15 protein-coding genes are annotated in these 17,714 nt (G+C 36.8%); all 15 read left to right on the top strand.

The features are described 5' to 3' along the window. The 15 genes from NSQ50_RS28445 to NSQ50_RS28375 all read left to right on the top strand — a co-directional run bounded on the left by NSQ50_RS28445 (position 1) and on the right by NSQ50_RS28375 (position 17,661). Positions 1–1,437, top strand: a complete 1,437-nt coding sequence (locus tag NSQ50_RS28445; RefSeq protein WP_052097350.1) for a class I SAM-dependent methyltransferase — start codon at positions 1–3, stop codon at positions 1,435–1,437. A 21-nt stretch (positions 1,438–1,458) separates the two neighbouring features. After that, a complete protein-coding gene (locus tag NSQ50_RS28440; protein WP_038573499.1) occupies positions 1,459–5,265 on the top strand; it encodes a glycosyltransferase in 3,807 nt (1,268 codons plus the stop codon). 51 nt (positions 5,266–5,316) lie between these two features. Further along, a complete protein-coding gene (locus tag NSQ50_RS28435; protein WP_038573497.1) occupies positions 5,317–6,255 on the top strand; it encodes an NAD-dependent epimerase/dehydratase family protein in 939 nt (312 codons plus the stop codon). Positions 6,256–6,258: 3 nt separating this feature from the next. After that, positions 6,259–7,248: a glycosyltransferase family 2 protein gene (locus NSQ50_RS28430; RefSeq protein WP_038573496.1), complete on the top strand. Its 990-nt coding sequence runs from the start codon at positions 6,259–6,261 to the stop codon at positions 7,246–7,248. A gap of 217 nt (positions 7,249–7,465) precedes the next feature. Beyond that, on the top strand, positions 7,466–8,824 hold the full coding sequence (locus NSQ50_RS28425; RefSeq protein ID WP_038573495.1) for a DUF2142 domain-containing protein: 1,359 nt from the start codon (positions 7,466–7,468) through the stop codon (positions 8,822–8,824). Between the two features lie 52 nt (positions 8,825–8,876). Further along, positions 8,877–9,587 carry a glycosyltransferase family 2 protein gene (locus NSQ50_RS28420; RefSeq protein WP_038573494.1) on the top strand — a complete coding sequence of 237 codons (711 nt, stop codon included), beginning with the start codon at positions 8,877–8,879 and terminating at the stop codon, positions 9,585–9,587. 14 nt (positions 9,588–9,601) lie between these two features. Continuing rightward, positions 9,602–9,970, top strand: coding sequence for a DUF2304 domain-containing protein (locus tag NSQ50_RS28415; RefSeq protein ID WP_038573493.1), 369 nt, complete (start codon positions 9,602–9,604; stop codon positions 9,968–9,970). 63 nt (positions 9,971–10,033) lie between these two features. Next, positions 10,034–10,345 carry an EamA family transporter gene (locus tag NSQ50_RS28410; protein ID WP_052097543.1) on the top strand — a complete coding sequence of 104 codons (312 nt, stop codon included), beginning with the start codon at positions 10,034–10,036 and terminating at the stop codon, positions 10,343–10,345. Between the two features lie 223 nt (positions 10,346–10,568). Further along, a complete protein-coding gene (gene rfbC / locus NSQ50_RS28405) occupies positions 10,569–11,117 on the top strand; it encodes a dTDP-4-dehydrorhamnose 3,5-epimerase (protein WP_038573489.1) in 549 nt (182 codons plus the stop codon). 54 nt (positions 11,118–11,171) lie between these two features. Then, entirely contained in the window at positions 11,172–12,194 is a 1,023-nt protein-coding gene (rfbB, locus tag NSQ50_RS28400) for a dTDP-glucose 4,6-dehydratase (RefSeq protein ID WP_076222327.1), read from the top strand. A gap of 24 nt (positions 12,195–12,218) precedes the next feature. Continuing rightward, the gene (gene rfbD, locus NSQ50_RS28395) at positions 12,219–13,082 is read left to right on the top strand and encodes a dTDP-4-dehydrorhamnose reductase (RefSeq protein WP_076222326.1); all 864 of its coding nucleotides are present in this window, start codon (positions 12,219–12,221) and stop codon (positions 13,080–13,082) included. 118 nt (positions 13,083–13,200) lie between these two features. Further along, a complete protein-coding gene (locus NSQ50_RS28390; RefSeq protein ID WP_076222325.1) occupies positions 13,201–14,226 on the top strand; it encodes a glycosyltransferase family 2 protein in 1,026 nt (341 codons plus the stop codon). A gap of 157 nt (positions 14,227–14,383) precedes the next feature. Continuing rightward, positions 14,384–15,283 carry a glycosyltransferase family 2 protein gene (locus NSQ50_RS28385; protein WP_052097542.1) on the top strand — a complete coding sequence of 300 codons (900 nt, stop codon included), beginning with the start codon at positions 14,384–14,386 and terminating at the stop codon, positions 15,281–15,283. Continuing rightward, positions 15,280–16,686 (top strand): undecaprenyl-phosphate glucose phosphotransferase, encoded by a 1,407-nt coding sequence (locus tag NSQ50_RS28380; protein WP_076222324.1) that lies wholly within the window; start codon positions 15,280–15,282, stop codon positions 16,684–16,686. Before NSQ50_RS28385 ends, NSQ50_RS28380 begins: the two co-directional genes overlap by 4 nt. A 108-nt stretch (positions 16,687–16,794) precedes the next feature. Beyond that, positions 16,795–17,661, top strand: a complete 867-nt coding sequence (locus tag NSQ50_RS28375) for a phosphatidylinositol-specific phospholipase C/glycerophosphodiester phosphodiesterase family protein (RefSeq protein ID WP_076222323.1) — start codon at positions 16,795–16,797, stop codon at positions 17,659–17,661. The last annotated feature ends 53 nt before the right edge of the window (positions 17,662–17,714 follow it).

Below are 17,714 nucleotides of genomic sequence, written 5' to 3'. Positions count from 1 at the left end.
GTGAAATATGATTTCGATTTGGATGTCTCGTCTAAAAACTCTTTGTCACTTATTATAAAAAAAATCAGACCAGGGTCGACAGTATTAGAATTTGGTCCTGCTGCTGGAAGAATGACAAAATATTTAAAGGAACAATTAAATTGTAAAGTTTATATTGTTGAGATAGACGAAGTTGCTGCAAAGAAAGCTTCATTTTTTGCTGAAGATGTAGTAATAGGTAATATCGAAGATTTTAAATGGTTTGAGCAGTATGAAAATGTGAAGTTTGATCACATTATTTTTGCTGATGTATTAGAACATCTCTACAATCCTCAGATTGTTATGAACAAATGCGTAGAACTCCTAAAAATAGGGGGTTCTTTGTTGATTTCAGTTCCCAATATTGCCCATAATAGTGTCATTATTGATTTGCTGCACAACAAATTTGAATACAGAAAAACGGGTCTACTTGACGATACTCATATACGTTTTTTCACATATACCAGTTTAATAAATATGATATCTACCTGTAATTTAGCTGTTAAGTGGGAAGATGCAATTATAAAACGCGTGGGTGAAACAGAATTGGGTAATTTTTTTGATGGGTTACCAAATGGTGTTGTTAAATTCCTGAAAAATAGACCCTTATGTGATTTATACCAATTTGTTATGGAACTACAACCCCAACAGGAGAATTCTAGCAAAATAAGAAATGTTGTAACTAAGGGAGATTACTATTATTCGCAGCTATATGTTGATTGCGGTGATGGTATCACAGAAGAACAAAGCTTAACGATAAGAGCGAATGCTTCTTCTCGAGAGTATGAATTTGATTTAATAGGATACGAGGGGATCGAAAGATTGCGATTTGATCCATTGAATGTGAATTGTATCATTAATATAGAGGAAATCGTTTGTATTGATAAAAACGGTGAGCAACTAGTTATAGATAGATATGGTAATAACGCGGATTTTTCAGATGGGAGTACGTTTTTGTTTCTTCATGAAGACCCACAAATTCTCTTTGATTCACCACGAATGGAACTAAGTAGAATTATCGTTAGACTGAGTTGTATAGATTATGAGTTTAGTAAGCCTGATTGGTTATTAGGAAAACTCAGAGGTTCTGAATATAAAATACAATCGATAGAAAAGGAATATACTGATCTCCTGTTGGAAAATTCGAATTTAAAGCTGAAAAATAAGCAATTTGAAGTTCTTCTTGAAGATAGTCTGGAGAAGAGTAAAGAAAGTATAGAGGAATTGTTGCAGAGAATATCAAGTGTAGAAGAAAGGTCAGACAAAGAATTAATCTTGAGGAAACAAGAAGAATTGAAGGTTAGTCAAATAACTGAAGAGTTAAATATGAAAACTGAAGAATTGAACGTGAGAGTTAATGAACTCAATAAAATATATTCAACAATTCTAGGAAAACTAATTGCTAGAATGATTAAATAAACGAGATTGGTGTGATAAAAGTTGAATGAAGCTACAAATTTAGTACAGAATATTATCGAACGAAATCATATCAAAAAAAATATTTTAAGGCAAACGACTCGGTTAAATTCTTTAGAAGTTGAGAACGCATCTGTAGGTACGCACGGACTATTAGTTTCAGAAAATAATAAGTCAGTATTTATTAATTTCAAACTTGAAACCAGTAAGAAATATTATAAATTAGTATATAATATTTCGAATACAGAGACTACTGGAGAAGTTATATTACATGTGAAAGGCAATAATCAAAGGCATGAAAAGTACCATCTAGGAACATTTTATGGAACTCCCATTGTGTATTTCTTAAAGTGTGATTTTGATGCGGAGATTATTACATTGGAAATAGCAGAGGCTTCTTCTTTTACTCTCGGTCAGTTGGAACTAATTCAGATATCCAATTCTGAGTATAAGGCGAATAAATTGAAGCAATATACGGGGAAGTTACGCAGGGTTGTTAGTAAACAACCACATCTGAGAGCAAAATTCTTTAAAGAATTGAAGGAGAACGGGCTAAAGCAGGCTATCCAAAAAACGAAGAGTAAACTCTATCAGAACGTGGATAGTTACAATAATATTCAAGTGAGCGGTCAGGATTTTAAAAGGGAAATCTCGTTAAAACAGAGTAATACTGTTTTATTTGTTTCTCATGATGCGCAAAATGCGGGGGCATCTATCCTTTCTCTTAACATTGTAAAAACGTTAAAGAAGGTTTTTAATAAGGATGTTATTGTTTTGTTACTAAAAGGCGGTCCACTTGTTAATGAGTTTTCCAAGTATGCTACCATAATTAATTTCAATCAGAATTCTCTCTCCTACTTAGAGAATGAAGAAGAAGTTAACAAAATAATTAATGAGTTTAAGGATAAAGGAGTAAATATTTGTATCTCTAACTCCGTTGTTTCAAATATCCTTACTAAATTAATGTTTGAACATGGTATAAAGGTTATTTCACTTGTCCATGAACTACCCACTTCTATAAAGACTTATGATTTTATAGAAGCAGCAAATTATGCTGTTCAATATTCTGACAAAATTGTGTTTCCAAATAATTTTGTTAGAGAGTCTTTCGCAGATTGTTTTCCAGTAGATGAAAAGAAGGTACATATAAGACCTCAAGGCATATATAACAAACGTAGAGGTGCTTTGGATAAACAGGCTGCAAAAAAGAAACTTTGTGAAAATTTGAAGATTGAACCAGATTCGACTATCCTCTTAGGCGGGGGATACGGTGATCTTCGTAAAGGGTTTGATATTTTCTTCTCAATAGCAAAAGAAATGTTAGTGGGGGAGAATGGAGGAAAACTACATTTTGTATGGGTTGGGCAAGTCGAACCAATACTGGAAAAGTGGATGAAACATGATGCGGAAATCTTAAAGTTAGACTCATATATCCACCAAATTGATTTTCAAACTAATCTTTCCCCGATCTTACAGGGAGCTGACTTATTCTTACTTCCTTCACGGGAAGATCCATTTCCTTCTATTGTATTAGAGGCAATTGATAATGGTACGCCTACAGTTACTTTTGAGGGGAATGGCGGCATGGGGGAATTTATTAAAAGGTTAGGTGTTAGACCAGCCCCATATTTGAATACTAAAGATTTTGCATCAGAGATTTATAGGATTTTAGGCGATGAGCAATCATATGAAAGTATAAAGCAACTTGGGCTGGAATTAATCGAAAAGGAATTGGATTTTTCAGATTATGTTAACCAATTGTTGCATATGACACAAGGTGAGGAGACTTTTAGCAAAGAGGTTTCTGTAATCATCCCCAATTATAACTATGAAAATTATATCGAAGATAGATTGAACTCTATTATTTATCAAACAGTGAAACCAAAAGAAATTATTTTTCTGGATGATATGTCTACTGATAATAGTGTGCAAGTGGCAGAAAGAATACTAAAGAGATCTAATATTCCTTATAAGATAATAAAAAATGAAGTGAATGTGGGTTGTTTTGGCCAATGGATCAGAGGAATTAAAGAGGCTACTGGAGATCTAATATGGATTGCTGAAGCTGATGATTTATGTGAGAGTAATATGCTAGAGAAGTTAATCCCATCATTTGATGATGACGAGGTGAACTTGGCTTATTGCCAATCTGAAATTATAGATGGAAACTCTACTAAAGTTGGCTATATTTATTCTGAGTATACAAAGGATTTGTCATTAACTAAATGGGATTCTTCATATTGCATTGAAGGTAGAGAAGAAGTAGTCGAGGGGCTGGCTATTAAGAATACCATCCCTAATGCTAGTGCTGTATTATTCAGATCTTCTGCACTTGAGGGACTGGAAGAAATGCTATGCGATTATAAGATTGGAGGAGACTGGTTAGCGTATTTATATGCGCTAAAATTAGGAAAGATCTCTTTTGTTTCCGATATATTGAATTATCATAGAAGACACTCTAGTAGCATTGTAAGCAGAAGTGAGCAGAAGCTTGAATTGTTTAAAGAGATGTTAGCTATCAAATTATTTATTTTAGAGAACTTTGAGATCCCCGGATTTATAGTAGATAGATTTCTTCAACATATTCCAAATGAATATGCAAGATTAGGCTGTAAAGGTTATGAGAGTAAGGATATACTGAAAAACGATGTATTAGCTGATAAATTCTTGAACTTAGAAAATGAAGCTAGAAAGAAAGTTAATTCGGTTAATTATTTACGTATCAAAAAAAGGATACTATTTGTTGCTCCTGATTTTGAGGTGGGAGGAGGACAAATGTTGGTTGTTAGATTAGCCAATTTTTTTGCTTCCTTTCAAGATGTGTATGTGTACAATGCTAGACCTTGGTTAGAAGATTCAATGATGTCAGGTATGATTTCAAAAAATGTGAATGTTTTGAAAAGTAATGGTAACCCGGATGAACTGAGATCATATATTAATGATTTGAAAATTGAGGTTATAAATAGTCATATTTGGTGGTCCGATAAAATTACCTATCATGCAATTCAAGGTAATCAAAATATTAATTGGGTGTTAGCTATGCACGGATGCTACGAGGCATTAATAGAAAATCCTGATTGGGATAATGATTTTTCAAGTCTAGTTAAACCTGTTCTTGATCGAGCTAACAGTATTATTTATGCAACTAATAAGAATAAAAGAGTATTTGATACTGTTGAAGTAAATAATATCGATAAGTTATACAAAGTGTATTATGGATATCAATTACAAAATATCGGTTTAAAAGATAAGACGGAACTTGGTATAGCAGAAGACGATTTCGTATTTGGCCTTGTATCTCGTGCAATAAAAGAAAAGGGTTGGGAAGAGAGTATCACCGCTGTTATTAACTTAAATGAAGAACTTGAAAGAAAGATTCATTTAATTTTAGTAGGGCATGGTCAATACGCTAATGAGATGAGAGAGAAATATAAAGATAATAAGTTCATCCATTTTATCATGGACTTGAAAAAACCATCTGAATGGATCGGATGGGTAAAAGCATTTGATGTAGCAATCCTTCCGAGTTATTTTATATCTGAAAGTCTTCCCAATTCTATCATTGAATATCTTGCTTATGATAAGCCTGTAATATCTACTAATATTGGAGAAATTCCAAAAATGTTACATTCTGTAAAAGAGGATAAATATGCAGGTATCATACTTGAACTTAACGAGGAAAGAATAGTTGATGTTCAAGAACTTACAGATGCAATGCGAGTGATGGTTACAGACTCAGGACAATACTCTGAATATGCAAAAAATACGAAATTATTATTCGAACAATTTAAAATGAGCAATTTTGCGTCTGCGTATTTTAGATTGTTCTGATTTTCCCCCTTTTATAAAGAGGGAGAGACCGACGAAAGGGTTGTTTAACTTATGAATGTTTTTATATTGGGCGGGGCTGGATTTATAGGGGCACATCTAACGAAAAAAATGTGTGAAAGTAACTATAATGTTACTGTGTACGATCGACACATCACCGATAAAAGTTTGCCAGATGTTGAATTCACTGCAATAGAAGGGGATTTCTTGACGGAAGATCACTTTGATAATTTACTGGAAAACCAGGATGTTGTTATACATCTGATAAGTACGGTATCTCCTTATTCTTCCATGTTAAATATTACCGACTCCTATAGGAATGATGTTATAAAAACCTTAGAACTGCTTGAAGCAGCGAAGAGAAAGAGGATAAAGAAAGTGATTTTCTTGTCCTCGGGAGGAACTGTTTATGGAGATTTCAATGAGGTAGATCTTCTAAATGAAGACAGCAACTCTCACCCTTTGAATCATTATGGGATAATGAAACTTACTATTGAAAAAATTCTATTAATGTACAATCAACTATATGATATGAATAATATTATTTTGCGTGTAGCCAATCCGTATGGTCCTGGACAAGACCCTGAGAAGAAGATTGGTGCTATTTCAGTGTTTTTAGACACTATATTAACTCGTAATACTATTACCGTTTGGGGCGATGGTTCAACGGTAAGAGATTACATTGAAATATCAGATGTGATTGAGGCAGTTATGTCTGCTGTGGAATATATTCATACAGAGCATAGCGTTAAACCTATTTTTAACGTGGGCACAGGAATTGGTACAAGTATTATTGAGATAATCAAACAGATTGAGATTATCACTAAGGTTAAAGCACATGTGGATTACAAAGGCATGAGAGATATTGATGTGAAGCGAAATGTACTCGATCCAAGAAGAGCTAAAGAATATCTGGGATTCGAGTCTAAAATTAATGTTGATCAGGGGATAAGAAAACTGTTGTCCGAACGTGACAAGTTTTTAAGGGAATAAATCATGAATGTATCTATCGTTATTCCTAATTTTAATGGCGAAAAATTTTTGATTGACTGTCTGACTACTTTAAAAGAACAATCATATCAAGATTATGAAACTATATTGGTTGATAATGGTTCGACAGATGATAGTATTAAACTTGCACTAGAAATAATGCCGGAAATTAATTGCCTATTACTAGATGAGAATAAAGGATTTAGTGCTGCAGTAAATCAAGGGATTTTAAATAGTAAAGGTAAATATGTGGCCTTACTAAATAATGATACTCTTCTAACGGTCAAATGGCTTGAAAATCTTCTCGCCTGTATTGAGAGCGATGAAAATGTTTTTTCTTGTTCCAGTAAAATGATCCAATTTCATGATAATAAACTCATAGATAATGCTGGTGATGCGTTTACTGTGTTTGGATGGGCATATCAAGAGGGACATGGTGAAAATATAAATAAATACTTGGATAATAGGTACATTTTTACTTCTTGCGCGGGTGCGGCAATATATAGACGGGAAGTTTTTGATAAGATAGGTTATTTTGATGAGCAATTTTTTGCATATTTAGAGGATGTGGACATTGGTTATAGAGCTCGTATAGAAGGTTACGATAATTTATATTGCGCAGAATCAATTATCTATCACATAGGAAGTGCTACCACAGGAAACGGATATAATTCTGTGAAAGTAAAATTATCTGCCAGAAATAATGTATACCTGCTCTATAAAAATATGTTAGGGATTCAACTGCTTCTCAACGCCCCATTCCTAATTGTAGGGCATTTATTTAAATATCAATTTTATAAAAAAATTGGTTTTCAAAAGGAGTATTCTGAAGGAATACGTCAAGGTATTACCAATAGGAAAAACCTTACCAAAACTGAATTTAAAATTAGTAATATGCGTAATTATGTTAGTATACAATGCTGGCTTATTAAAAAGGGTTTGCAATACGGAATTGTGAAAATTAAGAAGATGTTAAAATTGAAAAATGATATCTGATAATATTTATAGAAGAAATAGTTCCTAGGATATCGTACTCACTAGAGTAACATTAATAATTTAGCGATCAATTATGGAATGATATTTTAATATTATCTGATTGTGAAAAAGTGTGTGATTTATAGTGAATTAATGTTTTTTATTTATTTTACGCTATAGATTTTTTCTTGTTTAATAGAATAATTCGGATAAATAGAGAAAGAAGGTGGGTACAAGAATGAGTAGGAAATTAAAGCCTCAAAATATTTTTTTGATTTTAGCATCTATTTTTGGACTGATATGGGTGGTGTTTGTTCCTCCATTTCAATCAGCTGATGAATTCGCCCATTTTTATCGGGCTTATGAAATTTCAGAACGTAATTTAGTAACTGAAAATATTAATGGTGAGATTGGAAATTACCTTCCTATTGCAATTAGGGATTTTGAAGCTGCGGTTGGAGGAGGGACCATCACACGGAATTATGAAAACAAAGCAACGATTGAGAGTTTGAAAAATGCTGCTAAAATTCATGTTGTTCCTGGTGAAAATGATTTTTTTCTTTTTCCAAGTTCCGCGGTTTATCATCCAATAGTATATTTACCACAAGCAATTGGGATCAAATTGGGAAATTTACTGAATTTTAATTTATTATTTACTTTCTATTTAGGTCGACTTTTCAACCTATTTACGTACATAGCGATGACCTATCTCTCGATAAAATTAATCCCCAAGTTGAAATACACTTTTTTATTGCTCGCTATTATGCCGATGACTATTAATCAAGCAGCATCCCTTAGTGCAGATGCGCTAACAAACGGAGCACTATTTCTGTTTTTCGCCTACCTCATGTATTTAATTTTTGATCCCAATATTAAATTTATTTCTAGAAAACAATTTATTTCTTTATTAATAATAACTTGTATAGTGGCGGCTTCTAAGAATGCATATTTCCTCATTTGTCTTTTGGTATTTCTATTACCAAAAGAAAAGACAGCCAGTTTCAAGCAGTATATTACTTACGTCGCTACTATAGTAGCTTCAAGTTTACTTGTTCTGTTGTCATGGGGGCTAATATTAAAGAGTATTAAAGTAACTTTTCCAATTGATCCTATGATGCAATTGAGTACAGCTTTGCATCACCCTTTTGATTATATTCATAAATTGGTAAATACTTTTATCGATTTTGACTATTTATATGTTCAATTTGTTGGTGTTTTTGGTTGGGGAGAGACTTCTGTACATTATTTCAGTGCCATTATCTACCTATGTATGCTCGTGACGTCTGTAATTATTGAAATGAAAAATAGCGATAATAATCTTCTTCATATTAAGAAAGGATTTATTTTGTTTGCAGTATCATTACTAACTGTAATTATTATAGCATCCACGTTATATCTTACATGGACGCAAGGTGAGGATAATGTCATATATGGATTGCAAGGAAGGTATTTTATACCGATATCCATAATATTTCTGTATTCTATTTATTTATTGACTCCAATTATTAAAAGGATACGGCAACAATATATCTACATGGCTTTGATCTTTATTGTTTTGTTGTTATCCTTGCAAAAAGTTGTGCATCGATTTTGGTAAGGTATTATTTTCCTGGAACCAGTTAGAACAACACATCTTAAAGGGAGTAAGTATGAATAAAAAGAAAATCCTATTGATAATACCTGCTTATAATGAAGAAGATAATATTTTGCGGCTTTTAAACAATATCAAAGCAACTAACATTCCGAATTCAGAGATATTAGTCATTAATGATTGTTCAGCTGATACTACTAGTCGTATGTGTAAAAATATAGGGGTTTCAGTTGTGGATCTTCCGTGTAATTTGGGTATTGGTGGAGCAGTTCAAACGGGATATAAATATGCTCACAATTTTGGTTTTGACATTGCTATTCAAGTAGATGGGGATGGTCAGCATAATCCTAAATATATTTCCAAATTAATAGAGCCCTTATTAAATGATGAAGCTGATTTGGTAATTGGTTCTCGTTATATTGAGAAAACGGGATTTCAAAGTTCAAGGATAAGAAGAATTGGTATAAATTATTTTTCTAATCTTTTGTTGCTCCTTACTAATCAAGTCATTACTGATCCGACATCTGGATTTCGTGCTTGTAATAAAGGTGTAATTGAACTTTTCTCGAAGAGATATCCTACAGATTATCCAGAACCTGAGTCAATAATGTATCTAAAGAGAAACGGGTTTTCTTTGAAGGAAGTTCCTGTGGAGATGAAATCGAGGCAGGGAGGAAAATCGTCCATCACAAAATTGAAATCAGTATATTATATGCTGAAAGTCTCTTTAGCTATACTTATTGATAAAATGAGAAAGCAAATTGTATAAGAAGGAAGTAAAATATGATATCTTATAAGCTTCAAGTTATTTTGTTAATTGGTTCTGTTCTTTGCTTTGTTCTTCTTATCAATATGATTCGTAAATATCGTATTGAGTTGAAGTACTCAATGTTATGGTTATGTATAATGTTAATTGTCCTTGTTCTTTCCATATTCCCCAGTTCGTTTGAAACGATTGCTGGTCTGATGGGTATAGAGATACCTGTAAATGCACTGTTCTTGCTTTCTATTTTTGGAGTTACTTTAATTTTATTTTCATTAACTATAGTGATATCGAGGTCAACAATAAAAGTGAAAGAATTATCACAAGAAATTGGGTTGCTTAAGTACGAAGTGGAAGAGTTAAAACGAACAAAAAATAATGAAAAATGAGGTGATACTACGTTACGTTCATCTGGTATAATTAATGCTTTGTTGCTTTTATTTAACATTGTCATGTTAGCTTCGGGACAAATTTTCTTTAAATTAGGACTAGAGAAAATGGGAGGGGTTAGTTTAAATAATGCATGGAAAGCATTATTTAATATCCAAATTATAGCAGGTCTACTGCTATATGTTTTTGCAACATTAGTTTGGTTTGTTGTTTTATCTAGAGTGCCTTTAAGTGTTGCTTACCCTGTACAAAGTATAGCTTATGTTCTAGGCTTACTCGCTGCTCTGTTCATATTTAATGAACCAGTTTCACTTATGAAATGGCTAGGAATGATAGTAATAATGGTTGGCGTTTTTGTAATAGCAGTGGATTAATCTATATGGATATTATTTTTGATCAGGTGAAGATATATTTATTTTTTTATCCAAATACAGCGTAATATAAAGATTATTATTTTCACACCGTGAAGACTTAAAAAATCCTTGTGACTGAAACCGATGGACATAATTCTCAATGAAAGCTAGTGGTTAACACAGGTAATCACATGCCGAAGAATTAGGAAAACTGGAACTTTAGATGTAAAGGAGTTTTGTGATTATGAAAGTTACACCTCTACAACTACAAGGCGCTAGTATACTAGAACCTGTGGTCCACGGCGACAACCGGGGTTTTTTTATGGAAAGCTACAACGAAGAAATCATGCACAAGCTTGGCGTTAACTATCAATTTATCCAAGATAACCAATCTCTTTCTGCAGAGGTTGGGGTGTTGCGTGGCTTACATTACCAGTTAAACCCTAAAGCTCAAACTAAATTAATTCGCGTCTTATCCGGTGCTATTTATGATGTTATCGTCGATATCCGTCGTACTTCTCCAACATTTGGGCAATGGGTGGGAGTAATTCTTAGCGAATATAATAAGCGTCAGCTACTGGTGCCTAAAGGCTTCGCGCATGGTTTTTGTACGTTAGTGCCTAACACCCAAGTATTATATAAGGTGGACGAATATTATTCCCCTGAAAATGATCGTGGCATATTATGGAATGATCCAACCTTAGGTATTGATTGGCCGACTTCTAGTCCGATATTGTCGGATAAGGATCAACGTCATCCATTACTGAAAGATGCGGAAATAAACTTTGATTAACAGTGGTAAGCAAGAACTTGAATATAATCTCAAAGAACAAAAGGTGGGCTATAAATGAAACTGCTAGTTACTGGCGGGGCTGGGTTTATCGGCAGCAACTTTGTGCTGTACATGTTACAACAACACCCTGATTACGAAATTGTTAATGTAGATGCATTGACGTATGCAGGTAATCTAGAGAATCTGAAAGCAATTGAGAATAATCCTAATTACACTTTCGTGAAGGCCGACATTACAGATGTTACTCTGATGGATGAACTGATTAGCCAGGGTGTGGATGTCGTTGTTAATTTCGCGGCTGAATCGCATGTGGATCGGAGTATTTTAGAGCCGGAAGTGTTTGTGAAGACGAACGTACTTGGAACACAAGTACTTTTGGATGCGGCGAAAAAATACAGTATCACTAAGTTTGTTCAAGTATCTACGGATGAGGTATATGGATCACTGGGTGCGACTGGATTATTCACCGAAGAAACTCCTTTGGCTCCTAACAGTCCATATTCAGCAAGCAAAGCAGGCGGAGACTTGCTAGTACGTGCATATCACGAAACGTTTGGACTGCCAGTGAATATTACCCGCTGCTCAAACAATTATGGCCCGTACCAATTCCCGGAAAAACTTATTCCGCTGATGATCTCCCGCGCACTTGCTGATCAAGCGTTGCCTGTTTATGGCGATGGAATGAATATCCGCGACTGGTTGTATGTTGAGGATCATTGCAGCGCGATTGATCTGGTTATTCACAAGGGTGTGAACGGCGAAGTCTACAACATTGGTGGTAATAATGAACGTACGAATGTGCATATTGTAAACACGGTATTGCAGGAACTAGGCAAGCCTGATTCTTTGATTACTTATGTTCAAGACCGTCCTGGTCATGATCGCCGTTATGGTATTGATCCAACTAAGATTATGAATGAACTGGGATGGAAGCCGAAACATACATTTGAAACAGGTATTAAAGAAACTATCCAATGGTATCTCAATAACCGCGAGTGGTGGACCCGTATTCAATCTGGGGAATACCAAAAATATGCTGAACAGCAATATGGTGATCGATTAGGTGACTCATTGTAATTTTGATACGGGGGTAAAATAGCTATGAAGGTACTTGTTACAGGTGCGGCCGGACAACTAGGTCAGGACGTAGTTTTACTGCTCCAGCATCAAGGTCACGAAGTGTTGGCTTGCGATCGTCAGGAGATGGATATTACTGATCTGGATCAGTGCATCCAAGTTATTGGCGGTTTTGGACCGGATGCGGTTATTCACTGTGCTGCTCATACGGCAGTAGATGCGGCAGAAAGTGATATTGATGCAGCTTATTTAATTAATGCTACTGGAAGCCGAAATGTAGCGCTAGCTTCTGAAAAAGCTGGAGCCAAGCTGGTGTATATTAGCACGGATTATGTGTTTGATGGTATGGGAGCACAGCCTTACCATGAATATGATAATACAAACCCTAAGAGTATATACGGCAAATCGAAACGTGCGGGTGAGGTACTCGTTCAATCCCTCTCCTCTAAGTATTTCATCGTACGAACATCATGGGTGTACGGCAAATACGGGAATAACTTTGTCAAAACAATGCTAAAGCTTGGTCAAGAAAAGCCAATGCTTCAAGTTGTCGATGACCAAAAAGGTTCGCCTACTTATACAGTCGATTTAGCTCGATTCTTGCTTGAGCTTGTTCAAACTGAGAAGTATGGTGTATACCATGCGTCAAATAGCGACTCTTGTACCTGGTTTGAATTTACACAGGCGATCTTTGTAGAGGCCGAGGATATTTTGGGTTTCAAATTCACTGCTACGCTTGAACCGTGTGCCACGGAACAGTTTCCGAGACCTGCACCACGTCCTCGGAATTCGGTGATGGAGCATCTGTCGATACGTACGAATGGTTTTGAGGACATTCGGCCTTGGCGTGAAGGCTTGAGAGATTTCCTCTTAGAGCTAAAAGAATAGAATAACACCAATTGAAACTCCCAAATCGTTTATAACGATGCGGGAGTTTTTTGTGTTCTTTCGTTATAATAAGAAGGAAGCAGGTAGTTAATTAGAAATTACAAAGTCGAGGATACTCATGAATAACAAAACAGTTAGTGTACATATCGTGACCTACAACAGTGCGGATGACATTATAGATTGCTTAGAGGCAGTAATGGCACAGGATTATCCTATTGAGAAAATTGTTGTTGTGGATAATGCGTCTTCGGACGATTGTGCAGAGAAAGTGAATATGTTCTTTAACGCGATCGATAAAGGGGCTTTTTCAAGTAATTCACTAGAGGATTTAGAACCGTTCAATTCACAAGCTAACATGGAAGCGCCCACGAGCCTGCTACTTATCCAAAATCAAAAAAACACAGGCTTCGCCCCAGCTCATAACCAAGCTATAGCTACTACAGAAACAGATTATGTGCTCGTTCTCAATCCGGATTTGACGCTGGCTCCAGACTATATCTCTAGACTAATCGCACAAATGGAAGCCAACCCGCAGATCGGCAGCGCCACAGGTAAGCTTTTGCTAAAGGTTGATCACGGATCAGTAGATAGCACTGGTCTTCAGATGAACAAGGCACGTCGTGCGTTTGACCGTGGTGCAGGTGAGCCAGCAGAACAATGGACACAGTCGGGGACAGTATTTGGCGTTTCTGGGGCTGCGGCGATGTATTCTCGGCGGATGATTGAAGACGTTAGTGTTGGTGGGGAGTTTTTCGATGCAGATTTTTTTGCCTATAAGGAAGATGTGGATGTGGCTTGGAGGGCGGAGTTATTCGGCTGGCGGGGATATTATGATGCTGAGGCAATTGGGTATCATGAACGTGGGTGGAAAACGTCTGGCCGCAGTACCAAACCGATGTTTATCCGACGAATATCTTACATTAATCGCTACAAAATGATCTACAAGAATGAATCGGCTCGAACTATGCTGAAGACAATCTTGGTTTCTCTTCCCTATGAAATTGCCGCTCATGGTTATATGCTTCTGAGAGAGCCAAAGTTAATCGTAGCATGGAAATCCTTTTTTACTCAGCTCCCAGCGTTGAAAAAGAAACGAAAATATATACAGACCGTCGTAAAAGAGAGAAAGAAACCCGTAAATTGAACAGTATCTGGTAAAACCTCCCTGAAAGGTCATCTCCTCTCAGGGAGGTTTTATGTTATAATAATTGTCGGTAGATTACTATATTTGTCAGGAGCGTTACGCAGTGAATGTAGATGTAAGCATACTTATTGTCAATTACAACACGTGTCGCCTGACGATGGACTGTATCAGGTCGGTATATGACTCAGAAACGAACTATTCCTATGAGATTATTTTGATAGACAACAATTCCCATGATGATTCGGTAGAGATGATTGGTAGAGAGTTTCCAAGTGTCATGTTGATCGCAAATAACGACAATGTCGGTTTTGCCCGTGCAAATAATCAGGGGATGGAGGCTTCATCCGGACGTTATGTGCTTTTGCTCAATTCAGATACGGTGGTACGCAGGGACACGCTGGAGACGATGATCTCCTTTATGGATGGTCGGTCCGATGTTGGGGCGTCAGGATGTAAGATTATTTTGCCAGATGGGTCGCTGGATAAAGCGTGTAAGCGTGGATTTCCTACACCGTCAGCTTCCTTCTATTATGCTTTTGGTTTCAGTAAGTTATTTCCAGATCGACCGAAGTTTAACGGTTACCAGTTAGGTTATCTGGACCCTGATCTTGATTACCCGATAGATTGTCTGGTGGGTGCGTTTATGTTGTTGCGGCGGGAGACGATTGATCAGGTCGGCGGATTAGATGAAGAGTTTTTTATGTACGGTGAGGATTTAGACTGGTGCTATCGTATTAAAGAGGCTGGGTGGGAGATTTATTATTATCCGAAGACTTCCATCGTACATCTTAAAGGCGGCAGTGCCAGACGTAGACCGTTCAAGATCGTCTATGAATTTCACAGGGCAATGATTTTATTTCATCGTAAGCATTATAGTAGGAAGTACAACAGTATTATAAATGGAACAGTATATGCTGGTGTTGGTGTGAAATTTGCTCTGTCCCTTTTGCGGAATGCCCTAATCTTTCCTAAAGCAGTTCCATCACCTGCACAGAGTCTTAGCTCTGCTACGGAAACTGGCGCTCGTAACGATAAGAATACTGAGGTGAGATTATGATTCGGCGGAATCAGAAATTTTTGACACAGCTCTATATGGTTGCTGACTTTCTTGTCATCCAAATGTCCTTTTTAGCGGCTTGGTGGATCAAGTTCAAGAGCGGATGGATGGAATCCTATAACACGCTGCCCGTAGAGTCTTACGCTTATTGGAGTTTAATTTATGGCGGAGTGGCAGTTCTAATTGGTATACTCCTGTCACTGTATTTGCCTAAGCGTAAGAAACGTTTTGTCGATGAATTTCTGAAGATTTTTCAAGTGCATATAATTGGTATTTTTATTCTGCTGGGTTTGATGTTTTTTGTGAAAGAAATTGATATCTCCCGTGTCTACCTTGCTATTTATATGGGATTTAACGTTCTTTCCATTATGCTTTACCGTTATGTGCTGAAGAAGATGCTTAAATCTTTGCGCGAAAAAGGATTGAACCGCCAGTTCGTACTTATCATCGGCGCAGGTACTCTTGGTAAAAGATTCTACAACAATTTGGAACAATATCCTGAGCTTGGATATGAAGCCATTGGCTTTTTAGACGATTACCATACTTGGGACGGGATTGAGGAGCAACGGTATAAACCTATCCTGGGAACGGTCGATCAGTTATCCGGAATGCTGGAGATGCTGCCTGTGGACGAGGTTATTCTAGCCTTGCCGCTCGATGCGCATTCTAAATATCCTTCGATTATTGCGGCCTGTGAAAAAGCAGGGGTACGCACATTGATTATTCCGGATTTCTTTGATTATTTACCGGCGCGTCCTTACTTTGATAACTTCGCAGGTATGCCAATGATTAATGTTCGTGATATTCCACTGGATATGACGGGTAATAAGATGGCAAAACGTTTGTTTGATATCGTGTTCTCTCTATTCGCGATTATTATGATATCTCCCGTGATGCTGATCGTAGCTCTCGGCGTACGTCTTACCTCACCGGGACCGATTATATTCCGGCAGGAACGGGTGGGACTTAATCGGCGTAATTTTATGATGTATAAGTTTCGTTCAATGAAGATGCAGCAGGACGGGGAAGAAGATACAGGTTGGAGTACGCGGGAAGATCCGCGTAGAACTCGATTTGGAACCTTTATCCGTAAGACAAGTCTGGATGAGCTTCCGCAATTTTTTAATGTGTTACTGGGTCATATGAGTGTAGTTGGCCCACGGCCAGAACGACCATTTTATGTAGAACAATTCCGTGATGAAATTCCGAAGTATATGGTGAAGCACCATGTGCGTCCAGGAATTACGGGCTGGGCACAGAGCAATGGGCTGCGCGGGGACACTTCAATTGAGGAACGGATTAAGCACGATATTTTCTATATCGAGAACTGGTCCTTACTGTTCGACATTCGAATTATTTTCAAAACGATTCGCAACGGCTTCGTTAACAAAAACGCATATTGAGACCTGCACTTATTTAGATTTGTGAAATTTTAATAATACCCCGTTTTGCCACTGGCAGAGCGGGGTATTAAATTTCTAATCTAAACTTTGTAAAGGAAACTCACAACTATGAATAAGAAAAAGATTATTGCAACCGTAGTAATGATTGTCGCACTAATAATGATATTTGTAATAACGTTGAACAAAGAGGAAGAGCAACCCGTGAGCGGCTTTGAAGCGCACAAAATCGTTGCACATGCCATGGGGGGAATCAACGGCTATGCGTATACCAATGCTTGGGAGGCATTTGTCGCTAACTATGAACGGGGCACTCGCGTATTTGAAGTTGATTTTTTGCTATCGAAGGATGATCAGTTGGTTGCTCGGCATGAATGGACAGGCAATATGAGCAAGCTTTTAGGTCAGTTGGAGGTTCTCCCTGCTAATAAACAGGGTGTGGCACTAGATTACGAGGAATTTATGGACAGCCCCATCCTGAATATATACTCTCCCCTTGATATTGAGAAGGTGCTTGATCTAATGCAGAATTATCCAGATGCTTATATCGTTACGGATACCAAAGAAATCCAACCGGAACTTATAGAGAAGCAATTTACATTGCTGACCCAAGCGGCGCAGCGTCGGGATCCAGCGTTGTTGGAGCGGATAGTTCCACAGATCTACAATCAGCCGATGCTTGATGAGATCAATAAGGTGTATTCTTTTCCAGAAGTGCTTTACACCCTGTACCAATCTAAGGATACGGATGAACAAGTTATTGAGTTTGTTAAAAAAACAGGTGTGGATATTACGATGCCAGTTAGCCGGGCCACCAAGAGTTTTGTCAAACAGTTAAAAAATATTGGAGCTCGTGTATACGTTCATACAGTGGATGAAGAGGATGAGATTAGAGAGTTATCTCGTATGGGTGTAGACGGATTTTATAGTGATTTTGTGCCTGAAAATGATTTGAATAACCTCAGAGGTATACGCTAAAATCTTTCTCCACTCATTACAACTAATATATCCCTGCAAAGTGCTGCTTTCCT

Source organism: Paenibacillus sp. FSL R10-2788 (assembly GCF_038003885.1).
Taxonomy (GTDB): domain Bacteria; phylum Bacillota; class Bacilli; order Paenibacillales; family Paenibacillaceae; genus Paenibacillus_AQ; species Paenibacillus_AQ odorifer.
Note: the sequence above shows the minus strand (reverse complement) of the source record. Positions and strands in the feature narration are given on the sequence as shown.